The 20,735-nt window shown below is 43.2% G+C and carries 25 protein-coding genes, 1 tRNA gene and 1 riboswitch; of the genes, 6 read left to right on the top strand and 20 right to left on the bottom strand.

Annotated elements, in window-relative coordinates:
* Nucleotides 1–94: 94 nt before the first annotated feature.
* Nucleotides 95–1,042 carry an aldo/keto reductase family protein gene (locus tag A5N88_RS19435; protein ID WP_066269096.1) on the bottom strand — a complete coding sequence of 316 codons (948 nt, stop codon included), beginning with the start codon at nucleotides 1,040–1,042 and terminating at the stop codon, nucleotides 95–97.
* A gap of 296 nt (nucleotides 1,043–1,338) precedes the next feature.
* On the opposite strand from A5N88_RS19435, the gene A5N88_RS19430 reads away from it, so the two are divergent.
* A complete protein-coding gene (locus tag A5N88_RS19430; RefSeq protein WP_066269093.1) occupies nucleotides 1,339–2,826 on the top strand; it encodes an MDR family MFS transporter in 1,488 nt (495 codons plus the stop codon).
* A 145-nt stretch (nucleotides 2,827–2,971) separates the two neighbouring features.
* On the opposite strand, the gene A5N88_RS19425 is transcribed toward A5N88_RS19430, so the two are convergent.
* A complete protein-coding gene (locus A5N88_RS19425; RefSeq protein ID WP_066269087.1) occupies nucleotides 2,972–3,538 on the bottom strand; it encodes a histidine phosphatase family protein in 567 nt (188 codons plus the stop codon).
* A gap of 192 nt (nucleotides 3,539–3,730) precedes the next feature.
* Complete coding sequence (locus tag A5N88_RS19420) at nucleotides 3,731–4,603, bottom strand: aminoglycoside 6-adenylyltransferase (RefSeq protein WP_066269084.1); 873 nt, start codon at nucleotides 4,601–4,603, stop codon at nucleotides 3,731–3,733.
* Nucleotides 4,604–4,727: 124 nt separating this feature from the next.
* On the opposite strand from A5N88_RS19420, the gene A5N88_RS19415 reads away from it, so the two are divergent.
* Nucleotides 4,728–5,231: a GNAT family N-acetyltransferase gene (locus A5N88_RS19415; protein ID WP_066269081.1), complete on the top strand. Its 504-nt coding sequence runs from the start codon at nucleotides 4,728–4,730 to the stop codon at nucleotides 5,229–5,231.
* 52 nt (nucleotides 5,232–5,283) lie between these two features.
* Here A5N88_RS19415 and A5N88_RS19410 read toward each other — a convergent pair whose 3' ends face one another.
* The 8 genes from A5N88_RS19410 to A5N88_RS19375 form a co-directional block, all read right to left on the bottom strand.
* Complete coding sequence (locus tag A5N88_RS19410) at nucleotides 5,284–6,246, bottom strand: 2-hydroxyacid dehydrogenase (protein WP_066269078.1); 963 nt, start codon at nucleotides 6,244–6,246, stop codon at nucleotides 5,284–5,286.
* Nucleotides 6,247–6,391: 145 nt separating this feature from the next.
* Nucleotides 6,392–6,622 carry an AbrB/MazE/SpoVT family DNA-binding domain-containing protein gene (locus A5N88_RS19405; protein ID WP_066269075.1) on the bottom strand — a complete coding sequence of 77 codons (231 nt, stop codon included), beginning with the start codon at nucleotides 6,620–6,622 and terminating at the stop codon, nucleotides 6,392–6,394.
* 62 nt (nucleotides 6,623–6,684) lie between these two features.
* On the bottom strand, nucleotides 6,685–7,890 hold the full coding sequence (gene megL, locus A5N88_RS19400; RefSeq protein ID WP_066269072.1) for a methionine gamma-lyase: 1,206 nt from the start codon (nucleotides 7,888–7,890) through the stop codon (nucleotides 6,685–6,687).
* A 253-nt stretch (nucleotides 7,891–8,143) separates the two neighbouring features.
* Nucleotides 8,144–9,091 (bottom strand): mannose-6-phosphate isomerase, class I, encoded by a 948-nt coding sequence (gene manA, locus A5N88_RS19395; RefSeq protein WP_066269070.1) that lies wholly within the window; start codon nucleotides 9,089–9,091, stop codon nucleotides 8,144–8,146.
* A 153-nt stretch (nucleotides 9,092–9,244) separates the two neighbouring features.
* Nucleotides 9,245–10,105 (bottom strand): ROK family protein, encoded by an 861-nt coding sequence (locus A5N88_RS19390; protein WP_066269068.1) that lies wholly within the window; start codon nucleotides 10,103–10,105, stop codon nucleotides 9,245–9,247.
* A 171-nt stretch (nucleotides 10,106–10,276) separates the two neighbouring features.
* Nucleotides 10,277–10,660: an SMU1112c/YaeR family gloxylase I-like metalloprotein gene (gene gloA2, locus A5N88_RS19385; RefSeq protein ID WP_066269066.1), complete on the bottom strand. Its 384-nt coding sequence runs from the start codon at nucleotides 10,658–10,660 to the stop codon at nucleotides 10,277–10,279.
* A 146-nt stretch (nucleotides 10,661–10,806) separates the two neighbouring features.
* Entirely contained in the window at nucleotides 10,807–11,385 is a 579-nt protein-coding gene (def, locus tag A5N88_RS19380) for a peptide deformylase (protein ID WP_066269064.1), read from the bottom strand.
* Complete coding sequence (locus A5N88_RS19375) at nucleotides 11,378–11,569, bottom strand: helix-turn-helix transcriptional regulator (RefSeq protein WP_066269062.1); 192 nt, start codon at nucleotides 11,567–11,569, stop codon at nucleotides 11,378–11,380. The genes def and A5N88_RS19375 overlap by 8 nt, the downstream gene beginning before the upstream one ends.
* A gap of 309 nt (nucleotides 11,570–11,878) precedes the next feature.
* Here A5N88_RS19375 and A5N88_RS19370 point away from each other — a divergent pair, with 309 nt between their 5' ends.
* Complete coding sequence (locus A5N88_RS19370; protein ID WP_066269060.1) at nucleotides 11,879–12,313, top strand: VOC family protein; 435 nt, start codon at nucleotides 11,879–11,881, stop codon at nucleotides 12,311–12,313.
* 58 nt (nucleotides 12,314–12,371) lie between these two features.
* Here the strand turns inward: A5N88_RS19370 and A5N88_RS19365 are convergent, their stop codons facing one another.
* Nucleotides 12,372–13,229 (bottom strand): CvfB family protein, encoded by an 858-nt coding sequence (locus A5N88_RS19365; RefSeq protein WP_066269058.1) that lies wholly within the window; start codon nucleotides 13,227–13,229, stop codon nucleotides 12,372–12,374.
* Between the two features lie 184 nt (nucleotides 13,230–13,413).
* Here A5N88_RS19365 and A5N88_RS19360 point away from each other — a divergent pair, with 184 nt between their 5' ends.
* On the top strand, nucleotides 13,414–13,614 hold the full coding sequence (locus A5N88_RS19360; RefSeq protein WP_066269056.1) for a hypothetical protein: 201 nt from the start codon (nucleotides 13,414–13,416) through the stop codon (nucleotides 13,612–13,614).
* 13 nt (nucleotides 13,615–13,627) lie between these two features.
* Complete coding sequence (locus A5N88_RS25915; RefSeq protein WP_232317596.1) at nucleotides 13,628–13,762, top strand: DUF6254 family protein; 135 nt, start codon at nucleotides 13,628–13,630, stop codon at nucleotides 13,760–13,762.
* A gap of 468 nt (nucleotides 13,763–14,230) precedes the next feature.
* Here the strand turns inward: A5N88_RS25915 and A5N88_RS19355 are convergent, their stop codons facing one another.
* The 5 genes from A5N88_RS19355 to A5N88_RS19340 form a co-directional block, all read right to left on the bottom strand.
* Nucleotides 14,231–14,416 (bottom strand): cold-shock protein, encoded by a 186-nt coding sequence (locus A5N88_RS19355; protein ID WP_066269054.1) that lies wholly within the window; start codon nucleotides 14,414–14,416, stop codon nucleotides 14,231–14,233.
* 229 nt (nucleotides 14,417–14,645) lie between these two features.
* A complete protein-coding gene (locus A5N88_RS19350; protein WP_066269049.1) occupies nucleotides 14,646–14,789 on the bottom strand; it encodes a YjcZ family sporulation protein in 144 nt (47 codons plus the stop codon).
* A 42-nt stretch (nucleotides 14,790–14,831) separates the two neighbouring features.
* Entirely contained in the window at nucleotides 14,832–14,921 is a 90-nt protein-coding gene (locus tag A5N88_RS24490) for a YjcZ family sporulation protein (protein ID WP_083953224.1), read from the bottom strand.
* Nucleotides 14,922–15,257: 336 nt separating this feature from the next.
* On the bottom strand, nucleotides 15,258–16,406 hold the full coding sequence (locus A5N88_RS19345; protein WP_066269046.1) for an acyl-CoA dehydrogenase family protein: 1,149 nt from the start codon (nucleotides 16,404–16,406) through the stop codon (nucleotides 15,258–15,260).
* 183 nt (nucleotides 16,407–16,589) lie between these two features.
* A tRNA-Ser gene (locus A5N88_RS19340) sits at nucleotides 16,590–16,680 on the bottom strand.
* Between the two features lie 365 nt (nucleotides 16,681–17,045).
* Between A5N88_RS19340 and A5N88_RS19335 the strand changes: the two genes are divergently transcribed.
* The gene (locus tag A5N88_RS19335) at nucleotides 17,046–17,612 is read left to right on the top strand and encodes a nitroreductase family protein (RefSeq protein ID WP_066269044.1); all 567 of its coding nucleotides are present in this window, start codon (nucleotides 17,046–17,048) and stop codon (nucleotides 17,610–17,612) included.
* Nucleotides 17,613–17,705: 93 nt separating this feature from the next.
* Here the strand turns inward: A5N88_RS19335 and A5N88_RS19330 are convergent, their stop codons facing one another.
* The 3 genes from A5N88_RS19330 to A5N88_RS19320 all read right to left on the bottom strand — a co-directional run bounded on the left by A5N88_RS19330 (nucleotide 17,706) and on the right by A5N88_RS19320 (nucleotide 20,041).
* A complete protein-coding gene (locus A5N88_RS19330; RefSeq protein ID WP_066269042.1) occupies nucleotides 17,706–18,269 on the bottom strand; it encodes a GNAT family N-acetyltransferase in 564 nt (187 codons plus the stop codon).
* 164 nt (nucleotides 18,270–18,433) lie between these two features.
* Complete coding sequence (locus tag A5N88_RS19325; protein WP_066269035.1) at nucleotides 18,434–19,177, bottom strand: STAS domain-containing protein; 744 nt, start codon at nucleotides 19,175–19,177, stop codon at nucleotides 18,434–18,436.
* A gap of 138 nt (nucleotides 19,178–19,315) precedes the next feature.
* On the bottom strand, nucleotides 19,316–20,041 hold the full coding sequence (locus A5N88_RS19320; protein WP_066269034.1) for an EAL domain-containing protein: 726 nt from the start codon (nucleotides 20,039–20,041) through the stop codon (nucleotides 19,316–19,318).
* A gap of 148 nt (nucleotides 20,042–20,189) precedes the next feature.
* A riboswitch (cyclic di-GMP riboswitch) is annotated at nucleotides 20,190–20,281 on the bottom strand.
* Nucleotides 20,282–20,735: the final 454 nt, after the last annotated feature.

Below are 20,735 nucleotides of genomic sequence, written 5' to 3'. Positions count from 1 at the left end.
TTTAATATTTAGGCGCATCAAAAAAGCCCCAGTTTAATTCCGGGGCTTTAGGCCTTATTCTATGGCATTGATATATGTCATTTATGCTGCTGGTTTAGTGTAAAATGCTTTCAATTTTTTGGAGAACATCTTCTGAAAGGACGATGTCGAGCGCTTTTACATTTTCGTGAACCTGAACTGATTTGCTTGCGCCAATTAATGCGCTTGCCACGTTCGGCTGGCGCAGAATCCAAGCTAATGCAAGCTGTGAAAGCTTAACATCCAATTCTTTTGCTACACCCTCCAGCTGTTTTACTTTTGCCAGATTCTCTTCTGTCAGCGTGGATTTCATGGATTGGTTTGATTTTGGATCAGCTGCTCTTGAGCCTTCCGGAAGATTTTTTGTATCGGTATACTTTCCTGTTAAAATACCTTGAGCAAGCGGCGAAAACACAATTTGCCCAATGCCGTTCGCTTCACTGACAGGGATGACATCCTTTTCGATGTAGCGGTTTAACATGTTGTAGACAGGCTGGTTGACGACGATGCGGTCCAGCAGATACTTATCGGCTGTTCCAAGCCCTTCCTGAATTTGCTGTGCTGTCCACTCGCTGACACCAACATAAAGGACTTTTCCCTGGCGCACCATGTCATCAATAGTACGAAGCGTTTCGTCTACTGGAGTATTTTTATCATAGCGGTGGCAGTAGTAAATGTCGACATACTCTTGATTTAGGCGCTTTAGGCTTGCATGGAGCTGTTCAAACACATGCTTTCTTGAAAGTCCGCGGTCGTTTGGCCCATCTCCCATCGGCCAGAATACCTTTGTAGCGAGAACATAGGATTCACGAGGATATTTGCTAAGGGCCTCCCCAACGATTTTTTCAGCTTCTCCAATGGCATACACATTTGCCGTGTCGAAGGAGTTAATCCCTAGTTCATAGGCAGTGTCTATCGTTTTTGCAGCGGTTTCTTTTTCAACGGAATTCCCGTATGTAAGCCAACTTCCGAGGCTGATTTCGCTGACCTTTAGACCTGTTCTTCCCAAATTTCGATGCTTCATTTGGCATCCTCCTAATAGAGCTTTGTTTAACTGCAAAACAATTATAAAATTCAAACTAGTAAAAAAGAAAGCAAAACGACTCGGCAAAAAGAAAATAATGCAGGGGTGAAGTGGTGCTTTATCGCTTTAAAGCAAATTAGGGGTCAGGCCCCTTTAATACGTTAGTGCGATGATGGGGTCTGACCCCTTCACTGCACTAAAGCACTTCTTTGGTTTTCCTTTTGGGCTTGTCATTATATACTGGTAAGTGGTGATTTTTGATAAAGAAGAGAGACAGAGAGGGAGGGAGGAGTTTTATGAAGAAAACGAATACAAAGATGGTGACCATCGCCCTTTTTGTTGCTACTTTTTTAACCGCTATTGAGGGGACAATAGTGAGTACGGCCATGCCCACCATTATCAGCGATTTGAGGGGCATTGAATTGATGAACTGGGTATTTTCCATCTACTTATTAACCTCTGCCGTAACCGTTCCTGTTTTCGGCAAACTGGCTGATTTGTTCGGCCGCAAACATGTATTCTTAATTGGGACCATCGTCTTCCTGATTGGCTCTGCCTTATGCGGCCTTGCCCATACAATGGAGCAATTAATTCTTTTCCGGGCCATTCAGGGAATTGGGGCAGGAGCCGTCATGCCGGTTACCAACACGATTATTGCTGACATCTATCCGCATGAAAAAAGAGCCAAGATGCTCGGCTTAACCAGTCTGGCCTGGGGTATTGCCGGAGTCATCGGGCCGCTTGTGGGAGGATTTTTCGTTGATCAGCTCTCCTGGCACTGGGTATTCTACATTAACATTCCGTTTGGCCTTGCTTCGATCCTTATGGTGATGAGCAGCCTTCATGAATCCATTGAAAAAACAAAAAAGAGCATCGATGTCTGGGGTGCCATCACCTTTTCCAGCGGCATGCTTGCATTATTGTACGGCCTGCAAAAAGCCGGCGATACACACGATTGGGGATCGCCTTCCGTTATCGGGCTGTTTGCCTGTGCTGTGATTTTTCTGGCAGGCTTTATCTTCATCGAAACAAAGGTAAAGGAACCAATGATTCCCCTGATGCTGTTTCGCATTCAATCTATTTCTGTTTCGAATGTCGTTGCTTTGCTGGTCAGTGTTGTCTTAATCGGGCTTAATGTTTACATTCCGATGTGGGTACAGGGCGGGCTTGGCTACAATGCCACCATTTCCGGCCTCATGCTTGCACCCATGTCCATTACCTGGATGATTGGCTCCTTTTGGGGAGGAAAAATTCATTTGAGCCGCGGCAGCCGTTTTTCTGTTGCACTTGGCATGATTGTCATCACAGTGTCCATGTTCTGGCTTGCCCTGTTTACACTGCATACGCCTTCCATCATGTTTTATCTGCTTTCAGCGTTAATGGGCATAGGCTTTGGGATTGTGGTTACGATTACCATCATTAGTGCACAGTCCAGTGTAGACTGGTCGATGAGAGGTGCTGCCACAGCCTCTAATATTTTTTCCCGTAACCTTGGGCAATCTGTTGGTGCTGCAGTGCTTGGAACCTACTTCAACGCAAGTATCGCCTCTAAGCTTCAGAACCAGCCGCATGGCCAAGCGATGGGACCCAATAGCTTGAATCAGCTCATTAACCATACGAGCGCAGCAAGGCTTCCAGCTGTGATAAGAACTGCTTTAAGAAGCGTATTGGAGTCTGGTCTCCACCATTTATTTATCATCATTGCTGTTGTTTCGCTGCTCGGCTTTGCGGTAAGCTTTTTATTTCCTAGGGAAGATCAGCCGCTTAAAGCAAACGGGCAATAAAAGCTCTATTCCGTTTGGGGCTGTATTTCATAAAAATGGCAGTAGAAAAAGGCGTGTAAACTGACAACAGTTTTGACACGCCTTTTTCTGTTCTATGGATTTTTTTGTACAGGTAAAATCTTGTTGTTAGTTGTAGTTGAATTCGTTAAGCCCATAATCTTTCTACGAATTGGAGGCCTTCCCCTGAAAATACCAATTTATAAATGTCAGGTTTAGAAGTGTTTTTCCAAAATTCATATCCGTACTCGTCACAAAAATAATTCATCATAATGGTCATAACCCCCCCGTGAGTGCCGATAAGAATGGTCTTTCCTTTATAATTGTTTAAAAAGCCTTTGATTACGGGTATAGCCCGATTTTGCACATCTCTTAATGATTCTCCTCCTGGTAATTTAAAATCACGATCTGCAAAGGATTTTTTAATGGCTCGTTGTATTTCTTCATCTGGTAGTGTATACGCACCTTTCAACTGCCTTTCCCTTAATTCTTCAAACACTTTTATTTCGATATTTTTGGCATTGGCAACTCCCTCAATTGTTTGTATCGCTCTTGAATAAGGGCTTGAAACGATGAGATCGACATTTTCATCACGTATTAAATCGGTTACTCTTTTTGAGTCCGTTTCCCCTTGTAGGGATAGTTTTCTTGTGCGTTCTTGGCCAAAAATAAATGGTGATTCTGCGTGTCTTATCATATATATGGTGGTATTCAATCTTTGTTTTCCCCCTTTTGCTTCTTTAACCTGAACGCTAATTTAATAGCGACAACAATCATTGTCTTTTAAAATGATTGGACTTTTATCGTAAACTGGAATTTATCCATTATGCGAAATCAGCCTTGGGGAAATTAGCTCAAATTAGCAAATCTGCCATCAGAGGTGAGAGGGGGGCTTGTTTATTCCACATTAAAAAATATCCCGCGCATCTGCAGGCAGCTTCTTTACGTGTTTTAAATAAGCTGTCATGTTAGAATCATCCTCCGCGGGATAGGCATACTGCAGGTGCTCAGCAACATCTTTGCCAGCAGCGCGAAACAGATCGCACGCAGCAAATATGGCGTCCCAAAAGTGGTCATAATGATGATCTGAATAGGTGTGTTCGTACAATTCCCAATACGGCTCGGGAAGATATTTTTTAAAATACTTCCCCATCTTCCCTGCTGACACCGCGAAGTCGTGCTCTATTCCAAACCTCCACGAAATCATTTCATCTAATCTCTCTCTGACCACGCCTTCAAACATTTGTTTTGCATAGGGCAATTCATCCCGCCAAATCCCTTTTGCAACATTTTGAAGACACCACCAGAAGTCGTTGCAGCAGCTCGAATAACGCGTCTCTGTTGGTTTTTTTGCCCGGTAATCAACATCTGAAGGAGCCGGTATCGCCGAGAGAATATGATCCTTATCCAATAAGGGAACGGTTAGCTTATCCTTTCCGTATTCTTCCTGCATTCTATCAATCGTTTCGATATGAAGGTCGATGCGGTTCCCATCCATAAAGAGCATTAAATATCCATACGATTCATAAACAGCTTGCTCCGGCCTAGGAGTTTTATCTGGCTCCTGGATTATTCGTAAATCTCCAAAAATAGCCGTCCAGGCTCTATCCTTTATAAAAGAGTCCGTTTCTGTCACCACATATACAATATCGTAGTCTTGAAAAATATCCTTTGGAACTGCAGGGTTCGTTCTTGAACCATTCATATAAACAGCTCTGATCCGCTCATCGTTCTGAGCTGTGCCTATGATCAAATCAAACATCTCTTTTTCGGTTCTCAATAACATTCACCTCACAGTTTTTCTTTCTATAAAAGTCTGTAAGTTCCCTTCCCCATCCATAAAAATAACTCCATACAATCCCCTTCCTGTTTTATAATGATAGTTATGAAGAAAGGAGATTGCCATGAAGTTTAGAAAAACAACCGAACAAGATATTGATTCCATTATGAACATCGTTAGACAGGCTCAGGAGTTTTTTAGAACAAATCATATTGAACAATGGCTGAATAACTACCCTAATCCGGAAATCTTCCAGAAGGATATCCAACATGGATACAGCTATGTGTTGGAGGAAGCAGGGCAGATTTTGGGTACTGCAATGATTTCCTTTGACGGCGAAAAAACCTATAACAAGATCTACAACGGTGATTGGCTAACCCATGGTGAATACGCTGTAATTCATCGGCTTGCAGTAGACAGCCGCTTCAAAGGCTCCGGCATTTCATCCGAAATTATTACGCTGATAGAAAAAATGTGTTTAGATAAAGGCGTTAGAAGCATTAAAGTGGATACGCACGAAAAGAACATTCCGATGCAGCGGCTTCTTCAAAAAAATGATTTTACTTATTGCGGAGATATTTATTTGGAAGATAAGAGCAAAAGAGTCGCTTTTGAAAAAAGGTTATAAAATTGCAGCCTGATTAATGGCCCCTCATGAGCGGGGCCATTTTTCTTATTGCTTACACAGGAGTCAGCGGAGGCTTTCCTGAAAGCACGGCTATAATATTATCTGCAGCGAGCTTTGCCATTTTCAATCTTGTTGCCCTGCTTGCACTTCCGATATGGGGTAGCGTGACCAGGTTCGACAGGCTTAAAAGGGGTGAGTCTGGATTCACAGGTTCTTTTTCAAACACATCAAGCCCCGCTGCAAAAAGCTTCCCGGTGCTTAATGCTGTAAACAACGCTTCTTCGTCAACCAGCCCCCCACGCGCCGTATTGATGAGTACAGCCGTTTGCTTCATGGCGTTCATTTCCTTTTCCCCGATAAAGTGATGAAGCTCCGAGGTATACGGTACCAGGATGCACACATAATCGCAGACAGGCAGCATGTCATAAAGATCTGTGTAAAAGTCCAATCCTAACTCTTTTTCCACTTCAGGCTTTCTTGACCGGTTATGGTAAACGATCCTCATATTGAAACCTTTTGCCCGTCTCGCCAGTGCCTGCCCGATGCGTCCCATTCCAATAATTCCGAGTGTAGCTCCATAAATATCCTGCCCCGTCAGCTCCATGGGCGTCCAGGCTGACCAATTACCCGCCCGGAGGAAATCTGAGGACTCCACCAGTCTTTGAGCCGCTGCCATCAGCAGGGCAAAGGTTAAATCCGCAGTCGTTTCCGTTAGCACTCCCGGTGCATTCGTTACGATGATTCTTCTTTTGGCAGCCGCTGCAACGTCGATGTTATTGTATCCAACTGCCATATTGGCTGCAATTTTCAAATGCGGTGCACCGCTTAGCAGTTTTTCATCCACTTGATCGGTAAGAAGGCAGAGGAGGCCGTCTGCTTCTCGTATCTCTTCCTGTAATATCTCTTGTGGTACAGGTTCGTTTTCTTTGTCCCACATTTTAATATGGACATGCCCGGATAAATGCTGAAGGATTGAATCCGGAAGTTTTCTGGTTATGTATACAGCTGGGCGCAAATCTGAAAACAGCTCCTTTCGGAAAATTTTGTGCTGGCGCGATCAGCACAAAAGCATCAGACACAAATCTGGACCTTTTTAAAAAAGACAAAGAAGGGAGTGCTTCCCTTCTCAAATTCCCCTTTTTGTACTTAATATTCTCTTTTTAGTCTCTGTTGGTTTCGCTGTAGGCATCAATAAAATAGTGCAAGGCTTCAGAAAAGTCTATTGCCATTTCAGATGGTACCCTTGATTTTTTCATCACAATCGTGTCGTCTACCTGCTGAAATGTAAGAGTATCTCCTCTTTGTAATCCCAATGCGTCTAGTAATTCGTTAGGAATGGCAATCCCCAGTCCATCCCCAATTTTCTTAATTCTCCTCTCATTGTCTTTCATTTACGTTCCCCCGCATTCTTTTTGAGTTTGGAGCCACCTTTCCTGATTGTTATTTTCGGTTTCTATGCCTGATGGAGACTGGTTGGCTGATACGTATCAAGTGCCTGCTTTAAGTCTCCCCATATGTCTTCCCATGCCTCTAATCCTACTGAAAGCCGGATCAATGTATCTGTAATTCCCATTTTTACTCGCTCTGCCTCTGGTACAACGGAGTGCGTCATTGTCGCCGGATGCTGAATAAGTGTCTCTGCATCACCAAGGCTGACCGCAATTTTGATCAAATGGCAATGGTTTAAAAACTTCTGTGCATCCGCCTTCGTTCCTTTTACTTCAAAGCTGATCATTCCGCCCGGACGCTTCATTTGCTTTTTAGCGAGCTGGTATTGTGAAAAATCAGGGTCCCCGGGAAAGTACACTTTTTTCACCTGAGAATGCTCTTTAAGCAAGCGGGCAACTCTTTCAGCATTGTCACAATGACGGTCCAGCCTGACTGGGAGTGTTTTCAAGCCTCTCAGTAACAGCCAGGCATCAAATGGACTGATAATGCCCCCTATGTCCTTTAATGTCGTCATGGCTATCTCGGCTAAAGGTTCTTTCCTGCCTGCTAGCAGGCCGGCCACTACGTCTCCATGTCCGCCTATATATTTTGTGGCACTGTGTAAGACATAGTCGCAGCCCAGCTCAAGGGGCCGCTGTAAATAGGGGGAACAGAACGTGTTGTCGACCACTACCGGTATCCCGTATTCTTTTGCAATCCTCACGGTCATTTCCAGATCTACGAGCTTCATCGTAGGATTAATAGGCGTTTCAATATAGATACAGGCTGTATTGTCGCGTATGGCGGCTCTCACACTTTCTTCCTTATCAAAGGATATGAGACTATGGCCGATATTGTGCTTTTTTTCCATTAATTGGAGTAAACCAAACGTACAGCCGTATATTCCTTCTGAACAAAGGATATGGTCACCTGATTTCGTCAAATAAAAAAGTACAGCTGACACGGCAGCCATTCCGGATCCAAATGCGAGGGCTGCTTCCGCCTTTTCAAGTGCGGCCACTTTATCTTCCAGCACCTTCACGGTCGGGTTGCCCAGGCGGGAATAAATATAGCCTTCTGTCTCCCCGGCGAATCGCTTTTCCCCTTCTTCGGCTGTAGGAAAAGTAAAAGTGGAGGTCTGGAAAAGCGGCGGAACCAGGCTTCCATGGTAGTTCAATGAATCGTACCCGTTATGAATTACTTCTGTTTCAAATCGTTTCTCCCTTGTCATTGCAGCTTCCTCCCTTTTCTGCTCTCACTCTTCTTCTATCATATGATAAAACCCTTTAAAATGGAAGCGTTTTCATATAGATGGAAGGCCCTTTTGGCGGGGAAAGCGGTAGTACTTTAAAGCCCAAAAGGGGTCTGACCCCTTCTGTGCTTTAAAGTGCGAAAGGGGTCTGACCCCTTTTACGCTTTAGTGCGTTAAAAAAACACAAGGGCGGCTTCCCTTGTGTTTTTGAGCATGTAAGCAATAGGGCTTTTTACGTATGAGAAACGATTAGTCTGAGCTGGCCTTCAATAGTCAGTTCGTCTACCCCAGCAGGAAGAATGAAATGATCTCCTTTATTTAAAGGATAGTTCTCTCCATTTACAGTTAAAGTCCCTTGTCCTTCAATGACACTGGCCAGCTGGTATGGCTGATTTTGTTTGAAGCTCGCGTTTCCTTTAATATCCCATTTATATACAGTAAAATAATCTGCCTGCACATATGTTGTGATGTCTGCACCCGGTATTTCTGTTTTTTCCACATGAAGCTCGGCGTTCTGATTAGGAACGGTCGTGACCTCTATCGCTTTTTCCAAATGCAGCTCGCGCTTTTCCCCGCTTTGGTCTGTACGGTCGTAATCATATACACGATAAGTCGTATCAGAGCTTTGCTGTGTTTCCAAAACAAGCGTTCCTTCACAAAGAGCATGAATGGTGCCGCTTGGGACATAGAAGAAGTCACCAGGCTTAACAGGTATGCGGCGCAGAAGCTCGTCCCATTCGCCTTTTTCAATTTTGCTGATAAACTCCTCTTTTGTTTGAGCATTATGCCCGAAAATCAGCTCAGCATCTTCCTTGCAATCAATAATATACCAGCACTCTGTTTTTCCAAGCTCTCCATTTTCATGAACATATGCATACTCATCGTTTGGATGGACTTGGACAGATAAATCATCATTCGCATCTAAAATTTTTATTAGAAGCGGAAACACTTTTGAGGATGGATTTCCGAATAATTCAGGGTGCTGGTTCCACAGCTCAATAAGGGTGTAGCCTTTATACTCGCCACTTTTTACAATGGAAGGTCCATTTGGATGGGCGGAAATGGCCCAGCATTCTCCAGTATGATTAGACGGAATTTCATATCCGAACTGATCCCTTAAAGTGGTCCCTCCCCATATGCGCTCCTGAAAAATAGGTTCTAAAAACAATGGTTGATTCATCTTACATGCCTCCTGAATGCAAAGCCGGCCCTAAAACGTATCCTTGGCAGGGCCTGTCTTAATTTAGTGTAGTGAAACTTTACCGCAAAGAAGGGGTCAGACCCCTTTTGCGCTTTAACTGATTAAAGCACATACAATTCTTTGCAGAGGTGATCAGCCTGCCGCTTCAACACCCAACAGCAGTGCTCCCGTTATCCCGGCGTTATCCCCCAGGCCAGGTGGTACAATATAGGAAGCTAGATCTGGCAGCTCAACGTATTGATTCAGTATATCTGCCACCTTTTGCTGAATGAGCGGGTAAAGCTGTGTTTGTTTCATGACACCGCCGCCTAAAATAATCTTTTCAGGTGAGAGGATTAAAATGTATTGGGCCAGTGCCTGGGCAATATAATGCGCTTCCATTTCCCACACTTCTGGTTTCTCTGCAAGATCCATTCCTTTCTTACCCCAACGTTCCTCAATAGCAGGACCCGCTGCGAGCCCTTCCAAACAATCCTTATGATAAGGACATTTTCCAGCGTAGTGATCCTCTGGATGCCTGCGAACAAGAATATGTCCCATTTCCGGATGTGAAAGACCTTGGACAAGCTTACCTTGAACAACAGCACCTGCTCCAATTCCTGTCCCAACCGTAATGTATAAGCAGCTGTCCAGTCCTTGTGCAGCTCCTTTTCTCAATTCCCCAAGAGCGGCTGCATTCACATCCGTGTTAAAGCCAACGGGTACATTTAACTGCTCCTTAATGGCCTGGACAAAAGGGTAATTCCTCCACCCGGGCTTTGGTGTTGAAGTAATAAAACCATACGTTGGACTGTTCGGGTTTATATCAATGGGTCCAAACGAGCCAATTCCAATTCCTTTTAACGTGTAAGGCTTAAAAAATTCGATCACTTGTGGCATTGTTTCTTCAGGGACTGTGGTGGGAAAGCTTGCTCTTGCTTCAATATTTCCCTCCCGGTCACCAACTGAACAAACAAACTTTGTGCCGCCTGCTTCTATGGAACCAAATAACATATGTACACCGCCTTAATCAAGTCTTCAGTTATATTCACTCTCATTTTACATGAACCCCTTAAGTCAGGGAAGGATAAAATAGAAGATTTGATTTAGTACTTTAAAGCAAAGAAGGGGTCAGACCCCTTCTTTGATTCACCGCATTAAAGCATTCCCTTCCATGCCTATCCCCTACGATTGATACAGCTCAAGCGGCAGTCCATCGGGATCTTTAAAAAAGGTGAAGGCCTTTTGTGTAAAAGGATCCATTCGCACCTCTTCTGTCTCAATCCCCTTTTTATTCAGTTCTTGGATGGTTTCTTCGATGGATTCCACTTCAAATGCGAGATGGCGCAGACCAGCAGCTTCCGGATAGCCTACCCGCTTTGGCGGAGATGGGAATGAAAAAAGCTCAATCATATATTGGCCATTCAAAGAAAGGTCAAGCTTAAAGGAATCCCGTTCCTCCCGATACACTTCCCTTATGACCTTGAAGCCAAGCAGGTCAACGTAAAAATGCTTTGACCTTTGGTAATCCGAACAAATAATCGCAATATGATGAAGGCTTTTAAACATCTGAAATCCCCCTTAAATATGAATTTGAGCTCTAAACATTTACACTGTTATTGATGATTTCCAATTATCATCCTACCATAGAATTTTAACCCTTTAAAGCACAAAAGGCCCTGATCCGCTTGACAACGGATTAGGGCCAGTCGCTTTTAGAGGCTTTTTATGGAAGCATCCTCCGGCAATTTAAAAGGATTTTCTTTGTTGATGTGATCGTAGAACATGATTCCATTTAAGTGATCAATTTCGTGCTGGAAGACGATGGACATGAGACCCTTCAGGCGAAGAACCACTTCTTTTCCGTCCAAATCGTAGGCCCGTACCTTGATGCGTTCTGAGCGTGGTACAAATCCGGGCACAGGACGGTCCACTGAAAGGCAGCCTTCCCCGTCAGCCAGATAGCTTTTTGTAACAGAATGGCTGATAATTTTAGGGTTTACCAGCATATATTCATGCGCATTGCCTTCCTCATCCTTTACATAAACCGCAAACATACGCTTATCAAGCCCAATTTGGTTCGCAGAAAGCCCCACTCCGCCGCGCAAGTGGTATTTCTTTGATAAAACTGGATCCTGGCTGTTTTTCAAAAATTGCAGCATGCACAAAAGCGTTTCTTTGTCTTCCTTCGATAAAGGCAGCTCAACCTCTTTTGTGACAGTTCTCAAAATCGGGTCGCCTTCTCTTACAATATCATTCATTTTTAAAATATAATCTGCAGTAAACTTACTCATAAATAAACAATTCATCCACCTTTACATTTAGGATATCCGCCATTTTAAAAGCAAGGGCCAGCGTAGGGTCATACTTATCATTTTCAATGCAGTTAATCGTCTGCCTGACAACCCCGCACTGGGCAGCCAGTCTTTCCTGGGTAATACCCATTTTTTTTCGCATTTCTTTTATCTTATTTTGCATAATTTTTCACCGTATCATCCTTTTATATGCACCTTTTATTGTAGCTTTCCATTCTAAAAAAGTCCAGATTTTTGGACATTATCCCCCTATTAAGAAAAGCGTAAGGATTTTGCAGTTTTCGTTTAAAACACAACTTTATCTTAGGGAGGAGACGCAGAATTTCGCTATTAGGCGCTCCAGCTAGACAGAGCCTACTAAAAATTTTTTGTCCCACTGTAAAAAATGAAATTTTCTGAAATAATCATTTTAAAAAAAGGACAAGCATGGTTTAATTGCACTAGGAACTCACACGATCGAAAGGAGAAAGCTATGATTCCACAAAGAATAAGCTTAATTACCATCGGGGCAAAAAATTTGCCGGCACTCCGGTCTTTTTATCAGCGGCTGGTCTGGGAGGAAACGGAAATCAGTTCAGACCAATATGCAGTATTCAAAACTGCCGGAGTACTGCTTAGCTTATTTCCGATTGAAGAGCTGGCGAAGGATGCAGGGATTCCAGTGGAGGAAGCGGCAAAATCCGGCTTTAGCGGTATTACCCTCGCCATTAATGTCGACAAAAAAGAAGATGTAGACCATGCCATTGAGCTTGTACGGGAGGCTGGAGGTACCATCCTTCGTGAACCAAGCGATGCCTTCTGGGGCGGGAGAACGTCTTATTTTACCGACCCTGAAAATAACTGCTGGGAGCTCGCCTGGAATCCTGATTCCGTTTTTGATGAGCGCGGAGCTATGATCAGCTTTTAACCAACCTTGAAAAAAGCGCAGATATGGCCCGCTGTCCGTGTCTGCGCTTTACCCTGTGCTATTCTTTTCGGTATGTCCAGCCCTCTTCCTGGTATACGACGCCTTCCTTCATCAGCTTGCCAAGAGCCCTTTTAAAAGAAGCTTTGCTCATATCAAAGCGATCCAGAATGTCCTCAGGGGTACTTTTATCCCAAAAAGGCATTTTTCCGCCGCGGCTGTCCATGTAGGCAAGGATTTCATCAGCATCCTCCCCCATCGTTTCTTGTTTGCGTCCAAGCAAAGAAACATTGACCGACCCGTCCTCTTTCACATCCACAATGCGCCCTTCAACCTTTTGGCCAAGCCTTGGTTCCTCTTTGCGCTGGGACTCGTGGATGAAGCCAATGTAATTTTCAATGGTTAAAATAAAGGTCCCTACTTTTAAAAGCCGGTAGGCCCATCCGGTTACATTTTTATTAAAGTCCTTGCGTGTTGCTTTTGCTGCTACTCCGCGGATAATATCCTCTACCGCCAGCTTTCCAAACAAACGTCCGCGCCTGTCCGTTTTCAACGTAACGAATAAACGGTCGCCCACTTCAGGCCATAAAGAGTAGATTGCAGGAAGATCATCTTTTGACACAAGGATATCTTTACTGATTCCGATGTTTACGAACACACCTAGGTCATCCCTTACCTCAACGACCTCAGCCCACTCATATTTGCCCATTACAATAAAAGGAATGGTCATAGTTGCCGCAAGCCTTCCCTGGTGATCTTGAAAAAGAAACACCGTGACCGGCTGATCAGGATCGAACCCTTCTGTCATTTCATTATGATGGAGCAGTACGTCTTCTTCACCATTTGTCAGGAAGTAGCCAAACTCTACGTCACGATCCACATCGAGGGTTACAACTGTCCCTGCTTGCAAATTATCCATATGTATATCCTTCTTTCCTTTATAATCGTTTTCATCGTTTCCATATAAAAAATTATTATAACATTGATTGAGTGCCAAGTTTTACTTTTATCATAACCTAAAATGGAGAATAAAGAGACAGGTATGTGAAAACAATATTGGTAATGAAGAAATACCATTATTTTTTCATGAAAGAGGGATGAGGATGAGCGAGGAAAACCAAGTACACGCGGGAAAAGCAGATCCTCATTTTGATGGGGAATATGAAGGAGTCATCTCAAGTCCGACGGGTATTAATAACTTAGGGATGTATGTTGGGAGTAAATTCTCCCATCCATTTCATGTGACGTCCTTGCGAAAGGATCCTGAAATGGAAAGATTCTCGCGCTTCGTTGACGGTAAGTAGAGGGGGAAGGGCAATGACAAAATCCAAACATGAACAAGAACGGCAGTGGAAAGTCCGAAAACAATCGCAAAATCCACACGGCAAGGTCACTTCCTTGGAGGAGTTTGCGGAGGATGTAGGATCTGTATCGAATAAAAAGAAAAAATAAACGTTTAAATAAAGTGGGAAAAGCCAGCATTCATGCTGGTTTTTTCATTAGAACAAATATAGGCACAAGAAAAAAGCAAGGCGCCTGCTTAACGGCGAAAAGCATAAGACAGTTGCTCGAAGGTTATCTATTTAACCTTCTACAGCGCTGAGCTTATTACCCAGTGCCGATGGCGGAGGAAGGATTTCCCTGTATCCTTCCATCAGCAGCTAGTCAAGAATAATATCCACAGGATTAGCTTTTTAGAATTTCCTAAGGCTGTTTTCGCGCAAATGGTTGCTTTACGTATAGAGGATTATTCCGTATGTAGTCTGTCTTCGTGGCATCTATTCGTAGGCTATTAAAAGTTTTAATACTGTACCTGGGTTTTACTCCCATTTTAAATAGCAACAAAGTTTACGAAAAGAGCCTTTCCAAAATAAAAAAGCTCCCGGTCCGGAAGCTGAGGTCTAGCTCTATGTAACTTTTTTATTTAGTAATAACTGGCAAAACCCTTACTTCTTTCTCCATTTCAGAATGACATAATGGACATTCTGGATTTTCTCCGAATGAAAATTCTTCTCTCATCCAGCCTTGGCAGCTGTCGCTTGTACAGGACCAAACGGACGTTTCTACTTCAGGAACAGGTTCTTTCTGGCCTTTAAAATACGCCATGTCTAAAGACTCCCTTCTGATTACTCCTTTAAGTATAGCTTAATTAAAAACATAAAGATATACTATTATATGAGCAATATTGGTATAACATGTTTCTTTTTACCATCTGTTTACTACATTTCATTTCTTTTTCAGGCGGGGCCCTGCCTGGAAATGGCGCTCACCTGGAAAGAGAAACAGCATACATGGAAAGAGTCCACTCTTGTGAAGAATGGACTCTTCTTTTTTATTATAACCAAGCAGACCCAACAATAATTAACAAAATAAATAAAACTACAATTAAAGCAAAGCCCGCGCCTAATCCGTAGCCCCCGCCGTAGCCATATCCGCCGCCGCAGCCTCCGCCATAGCCATATCCGCCGAATCCGTACATATATGCCAACTCCTTTTAACGTTTTATTGTTTAAGTTAAGGATTAATATACATATGCTGCTCCAACAATTATGAGCAAAATAAACAGCACAACAAGCAACGCAAAACCGCTACCATATCCTGCACCATCCATTTAGAACACCTCCCATTGTGCTATCTGCTTATAGACTATGTTCATTTAGCAATTCCGAATGGGCTCTTGACCATTTTTCAAAAAAATAAGCAAAAAAACTATTGATTTATCGCTTTAGTGCACGAAAGGGGTCTGACCCCTTTCGCGCTTTAATGCGATAAATCCCCTTATTTCCAGGCAGCTTTTTTAATCGGATAACCGACAATACCACCTCTCAATTTCAAAACAAAAGCAGTTTCCCCTTATTGAACTGGCGGCACTTTTACACTTTAACGCACAAAAAGGGTCAGACCCCTTCAACACACTAACGTGTTGAAGGGGTCTGACCCTCATTTGCTACAGCTTGTTTATTTCACGCTTTGCCAGCTGGAGCAGCGTGATGTCGTCCATCGGCGGATTATGCAGGCCAGCACGAATGTCCCTGTACAGGCGCTGAAGCGGGCTTTTCTCAGAAAGACTTCTGGCACCGACGATTCTCATTGCCAAATCTACCGCTTCAATGCCCAAATTCGTGACCGTCATTTTGGCAGCACTCAGCTCTGGCACAAGCTGATTTCGTTCCTCTCCCTGTGCTTCATCCCACTGCTTTGCTACAGAGTAAAGAAATAAGCGTGCCTGCATCAGCTTCAATTCCATCTCACCGATTTTTTGCTGGATAGCGGGCAGCTCTGCAATCGGATGAGAAAGACTGTTCGGCGTGTAATTCTTTGCAAAGGAAATGGCTTCCCGTTTCGCGGCCTCTGCAATCCCCAAATAGCAGGCAGGAATATGCAACAGATAGCCAGGGGCTGAGCTTTTGCGGTTCCCTGATGTTTGGGCCAGGTGATGAGCGGGAACTTTTACTTGTTCAAGAATGATATCATGGCTTCCCGTCGATCTCATGGCAATGCTGTCCCAGGTTTCCTCCATCTTAACCCCTTCAGCATGGCGCGGAACCAAAAAGCTTCCAATTTCATTTGTCTCCTCTATCGTTGCTGTCACGACAAAAAAATCGACCATAGGTGCCATCGTGGAAAACGTTTTACTCCCTGTAATGCTCCACCCGTCTCCTGCCCTCTTCGCAAGTGTTGTCGGCTTTCCTCCGCGTGTAGGGCTCCCGGTTTGAGCTTCTGTTGCGTATGTGTTAAAAACAGCACCATTTACGGCATAATCAAACACTTCTTTTAATAAAGAAGGCTCCCATGGCCTTTCTTCAGAAAGATTCATCATCATCCCCATATGCCATCCAATGGAAAGCGAGGTAGCGCCGTCACCTACCGCAATAGCTTCCTGCAGACGTACAAGCTCATATAAGGAAATTCCGCCGCCTCCAAATTCCTTTGGGACTGTTAAGGCGGTATATTTACTATTTTTCAGTTCCTCTATATTTTCAAAAGGAAACCGGCCAGTTTTATCATTGTCGGCTGCACGTTCCTGAAAAGGAAGGGAAAGCTTTCGGATTGCACCTAACCGTTCATCAAGTGTCTGAATGGATAAAAGATTCACTGTGTTCTCCTCCTGTCATACATACACTCATTGTAATGGGTATGCGAATCATTTACTAGTAAGTTGATCTGAATAAACGGTTAGATGCACAAGTCTCACTTAGCTCACAAGGGAAAATCAACAAAAAAGGCTTTCTTCTGCACATGTACAAAAGGAAGCCTCATTCGTTGTTGTTATGTAATATGGCGGAGAAGGTGGGATTTGAACCCACGCGACGGTTGCCCGCCCTAACGCATTTCGAGTGCGCCCCCTTCAGCCTCTTGGGTACTCCTCCGGATAAAATAGCACTCTAAAAGTATACCAAAAATCGCTTGCTCTGTAAATTGGTACGAGCTAAAAGGAGTACCTCCCGATCCTAAGAAAACCGCACAAAGTATTATGCCATTCTGGCTGTTCCTTCAAGATTGGTTCTCCAAAGAAGACAACAGAGAAAAAAACAGGCTTTAACACATTAAAGCACAGAAGGGGTCTGACCCCTTTTATACGTTAAAGCACAGAAGGGGTCTGACCCCTACCCTTCTCATAGGCATTTGTGGTATGCTTGTGGAAAGGCTTCCCTTTGGAAGATGTCACCAGTCCAGTGAGACGGCAGTCTCCATGGACAGGCAAATTAGTATAGTTAGTATCGGAGGTTTTGCTATGGAATTAGCTCAGCTTATTAAAGAAAGACGTACCGTTAACGCATATGAGGATCGTCCGGTTTCTGTAGAGTTAGTGAAAGAATTGCTGGACACTGCCATGTGGGCTCCAAATCACAGAATGACCCAGCCTTTCCGCTTTATCCTGACGGTAGGCGACGGCAGAAAACGCCTAGCTGAAGTAAGCAGAAATGTTGCGAAAAAGAAAGAAAAGGATCCAGATTTAAGAGAAAAAGCCGGAGAAGCAGGCTACCAAAAGCTTATGGGCTCTCCTGTCCTCTTAACGGTCGTGATGAAAGAAGACCCTAATCTCGGAATACGTGAAGAAGATTACGCTACAGCCAGCTGCGTTATTCAAAATCTTCACCTCCTTGCACTGGAAAAAGAACTTGGCATGGCCTGGAAAACACCTGCTTACATTCTTCAATCGGATTTTCGTGAAGCAATCGGCGTTGAACCCGGCGAGAAAATTGTTGGGTTAGTCCACCTTGGTTATCCAGCAAAAATTCCTCCTGCTAAAACGCGTAAACCGCTTGATGAACTATTAACGATTATCGACCATGAATAATAAAGAAACTCCTAATGCTGAGCTTGGCATTAGGAGTTTTTTCTCGATATCTACAAATTCAGTTCTAAACCTTCCCAAAGACACTAAGATCCCTCAATCAAACACCTTAGCAAACACACACATATCCCTTAACCCATCTCCCAAAATGGCGCGGCTTTCATTTTTCAGGATGCCTTCCAATGTAAATCCTAAGCGTTCAGGGATGGCTCTGCTTTTGACGTTTGTGGAATCGCAGCGAATTTCAATCCGTCGCGCTTTCAGCTCACGTCTTGCGAATTCCTCAATTCCCTGTGCTGCTTCTGTCATATACCCTTTACCGCTAAATCTTGTATCAATCCAATAGCCGATTTCAAACTTTGGGATGGACCAATTGATTCGATGCAGGCCTGAAGAAGCAATAAATTGTCCGCTATCTTTTAAAAATACCAGCAGCCTTAAGTCTTCACGCTTTAAAAAAGCCACATATGACTCTCTGGTATTTGCTTCGGTTTCTTCAATCGTTTGATCTATTTTAGCCCACGGCATCCATGGCTTCAGCTCTTCAATTGATGCTTGAATCGCTTCCCAGACCGCTTTTCCATCGCCAGGCTTTGGCATTCGAATGATTAACCGCTCTGTTTCAAACTCGTTAGGAAAATCTAAAAGAATTGGTTCCATACTGTATCCCTCTTTCTTCAGTGAAGCGTATGCTTTATAACTATTCGCTCCCTGAAATCGATAATCCTTCTAAATTCCCAGTTCACATTTCAGCCGCTTAAAAAACATATCCTGACATACAAGCATAAAAAAAAGCCGCTTCCATTAAAAAGCAGCCATGTCCATCACTTTAATTTCCCTTTTAGAAATTCCAACGCCTGAAGCATATCGGCAAATGTTTCCATGTCCGTAAAATCAATGCCTTCATTCACTACCTGAATGGCTACTTCAGGGGTAATTCCTGCAATAACAATTTCAATCCCGATCAGCCTAAAAGCTGCCAAAATGTTTTTAAAGGATTGGATAGAGGACAGGATCCTGACAGCAGGAAGGGAAGAAGCATCGAGAACCAAAGAACGGAGCTTCAGATTCTTTGTTTTTTCCATTGCCCTTGCACACAGATTGTTAAAACCATCGAGCCCGAGATCAAAAGGAAGATTTTGAAGGACAACCATGCCAATTCTCTCTGCCACTGGAATAATGCTAATAGCGATTTCCTCCATAAAGGCTTTGTATTCTTCCTGTTCAAGGTAGCGCTCTGTAATATCTTCAAATTCAATCATGGCACCCGCAATTTCACCATTTTCATCCTTTAGCAGCACAGAGCGCTGGCTCAGTGTTTTCTCATAGGGGCCCCAGTTATAAGGGAAGACCTCATAATAATAGTTTTCGCCTCTTTCAAGAGTATGCTGAAGAGTCCTTGTGAACTCTGGAGGATAATTAAAAAATTTATCAATGTTTCTGCCAATCGCCTCTTTAGGCTCAATTCCTAATATGGTCTTGCACATTTGATTTGCAACTGTAATGGTAAAATGGTTATCGATGGCCATTACTGCAACGCTCAATTTCTCCAAAACTAGTGAATTCATTCCATCCCCCCCTTTAGCCTATATAGATTATCTCAGCGTACGGCAGCTGTCTGTTAAATAACAAGCAACCTCCAACATCAGCCTCGGCCAAGCATATAACGCCAGTAAGCATACATTCTATTCTGCACTTAGTATATCTTAAACAACCACCTGCTGGTATGCTTTGGGAAGTATTGCCGGTCTTCCAAGAAAAAACCCTTGAGCATATATCACACCAAGCTGCTTTGCCATCTCCAGCTCCAGTTCTGTTTCAATCCCTTCTAAAATAAGCTTGCTGTTAAATTGGCTGCAAAAATCCAGGCAATATTGGATGATCGCTTGCTTTTTTAAGGAAGAAGATAGATCCGCAGTCAAATACCGATCTAATTTAATAAATTCAGGAACCACTTCAATAATGGTTTTGAAATGAGAATAGCTTTTTCCAAAATCATCAACTGCAATCCTGATGCCAAGGCCTCTTAGTTTTTCCAGCTTTCTTATCATTTCACTGCTTACCGTCATTTCCTCAGTTTCACTAATTTCCAGTACGAGTTGTTGGCCTTGGTTCTCCTTCATTATTTTATTCACAAAATTTAAAAAATCTTTGTTTTCTAATGTGGATGGAATAATATTCAGGAATAATAGCCCGTTATCAATTGAATATCCGGCGGATTGATATGTGAAAATGGCCTTTTGAAGTGAACGAGAATCCAGCTCAAAAAGACTGTTCTTCTCTTTTGCCTCTAAAAATGCCTGCTCCGGATTAGGATATTTTTCCGAACGAAGCAGCCCTTCATAACCAATCACTGAGTTACTTTGAATGTTATAAATGGGCTGATAATGATGTGTGAAGTTTCCTTTCTCAATGACCTCATGAATTGTCATCTCCCGCTCTCCCCTTTTCTACAATGATTATGATCGCCAAGCTAAGAGGGGCATTTGCAGGCCATGATAATAGCGTGCCAATACGAAAAAACAGGAAAGCAGCAACCGAAATATGAACGGAAGCTTCCCTATTTAAGTCCACTGCTTATTCGGCGGCCCGACTGCCCTAGCATTTCTTTGTACTGCCTTAGGCTCGCGGCTTTGCGTCCTTATTTTTCAATAAGTTTGCCTTTATCGAATGAATAGTACATTTATTTCCATTATAATGCTCTTTTTCGTCAAAAGTCTACAATATTCTGCATTTTTTTAGGTTAAGAGGCCTATTCCAGTTGAACTATACATATGGAGTAGGTGAAAAAATTTCTGAATAAAGTAAACAATAATTTAAGGGAATTTTAAGATTTCTTTTCTATACTTGTAATCAGGACAAGCATTAACCCTTTTTTACTTTTAACCCCCTTATATTTGTTTTGATCCGGCCTTTGCTGCCGGATTTTTTTTTGAATCCTTTTCTACAGCGCCAATGCGCCAGCTCCTTGAAGCGTTTTTCTCTTAGAGGAGTCTCTTTGCTTCAATCAACTGTGGATTAAAATCATCATTGGTATAACATAGCCATTGGCAGCGTTCTGGTCTTCCTGCAGTTGTCTTCTCAAGGTACTCGTTTTCATCTTCGATCACCATTAGATATAGAATT

Origin of the sequence: Heyndrickxia acidicola (assembly GCF_001636425.1) — a bacterium.
GTDB lineage: Bacteria > Bacillota > Bacilli > Bacillales > Bacillaceae_C > Bacillus_AE > Bacillus_AE acidicola.
This window is presented reverse-complemented; position numbering and strand designations above follow the sequence as displayed.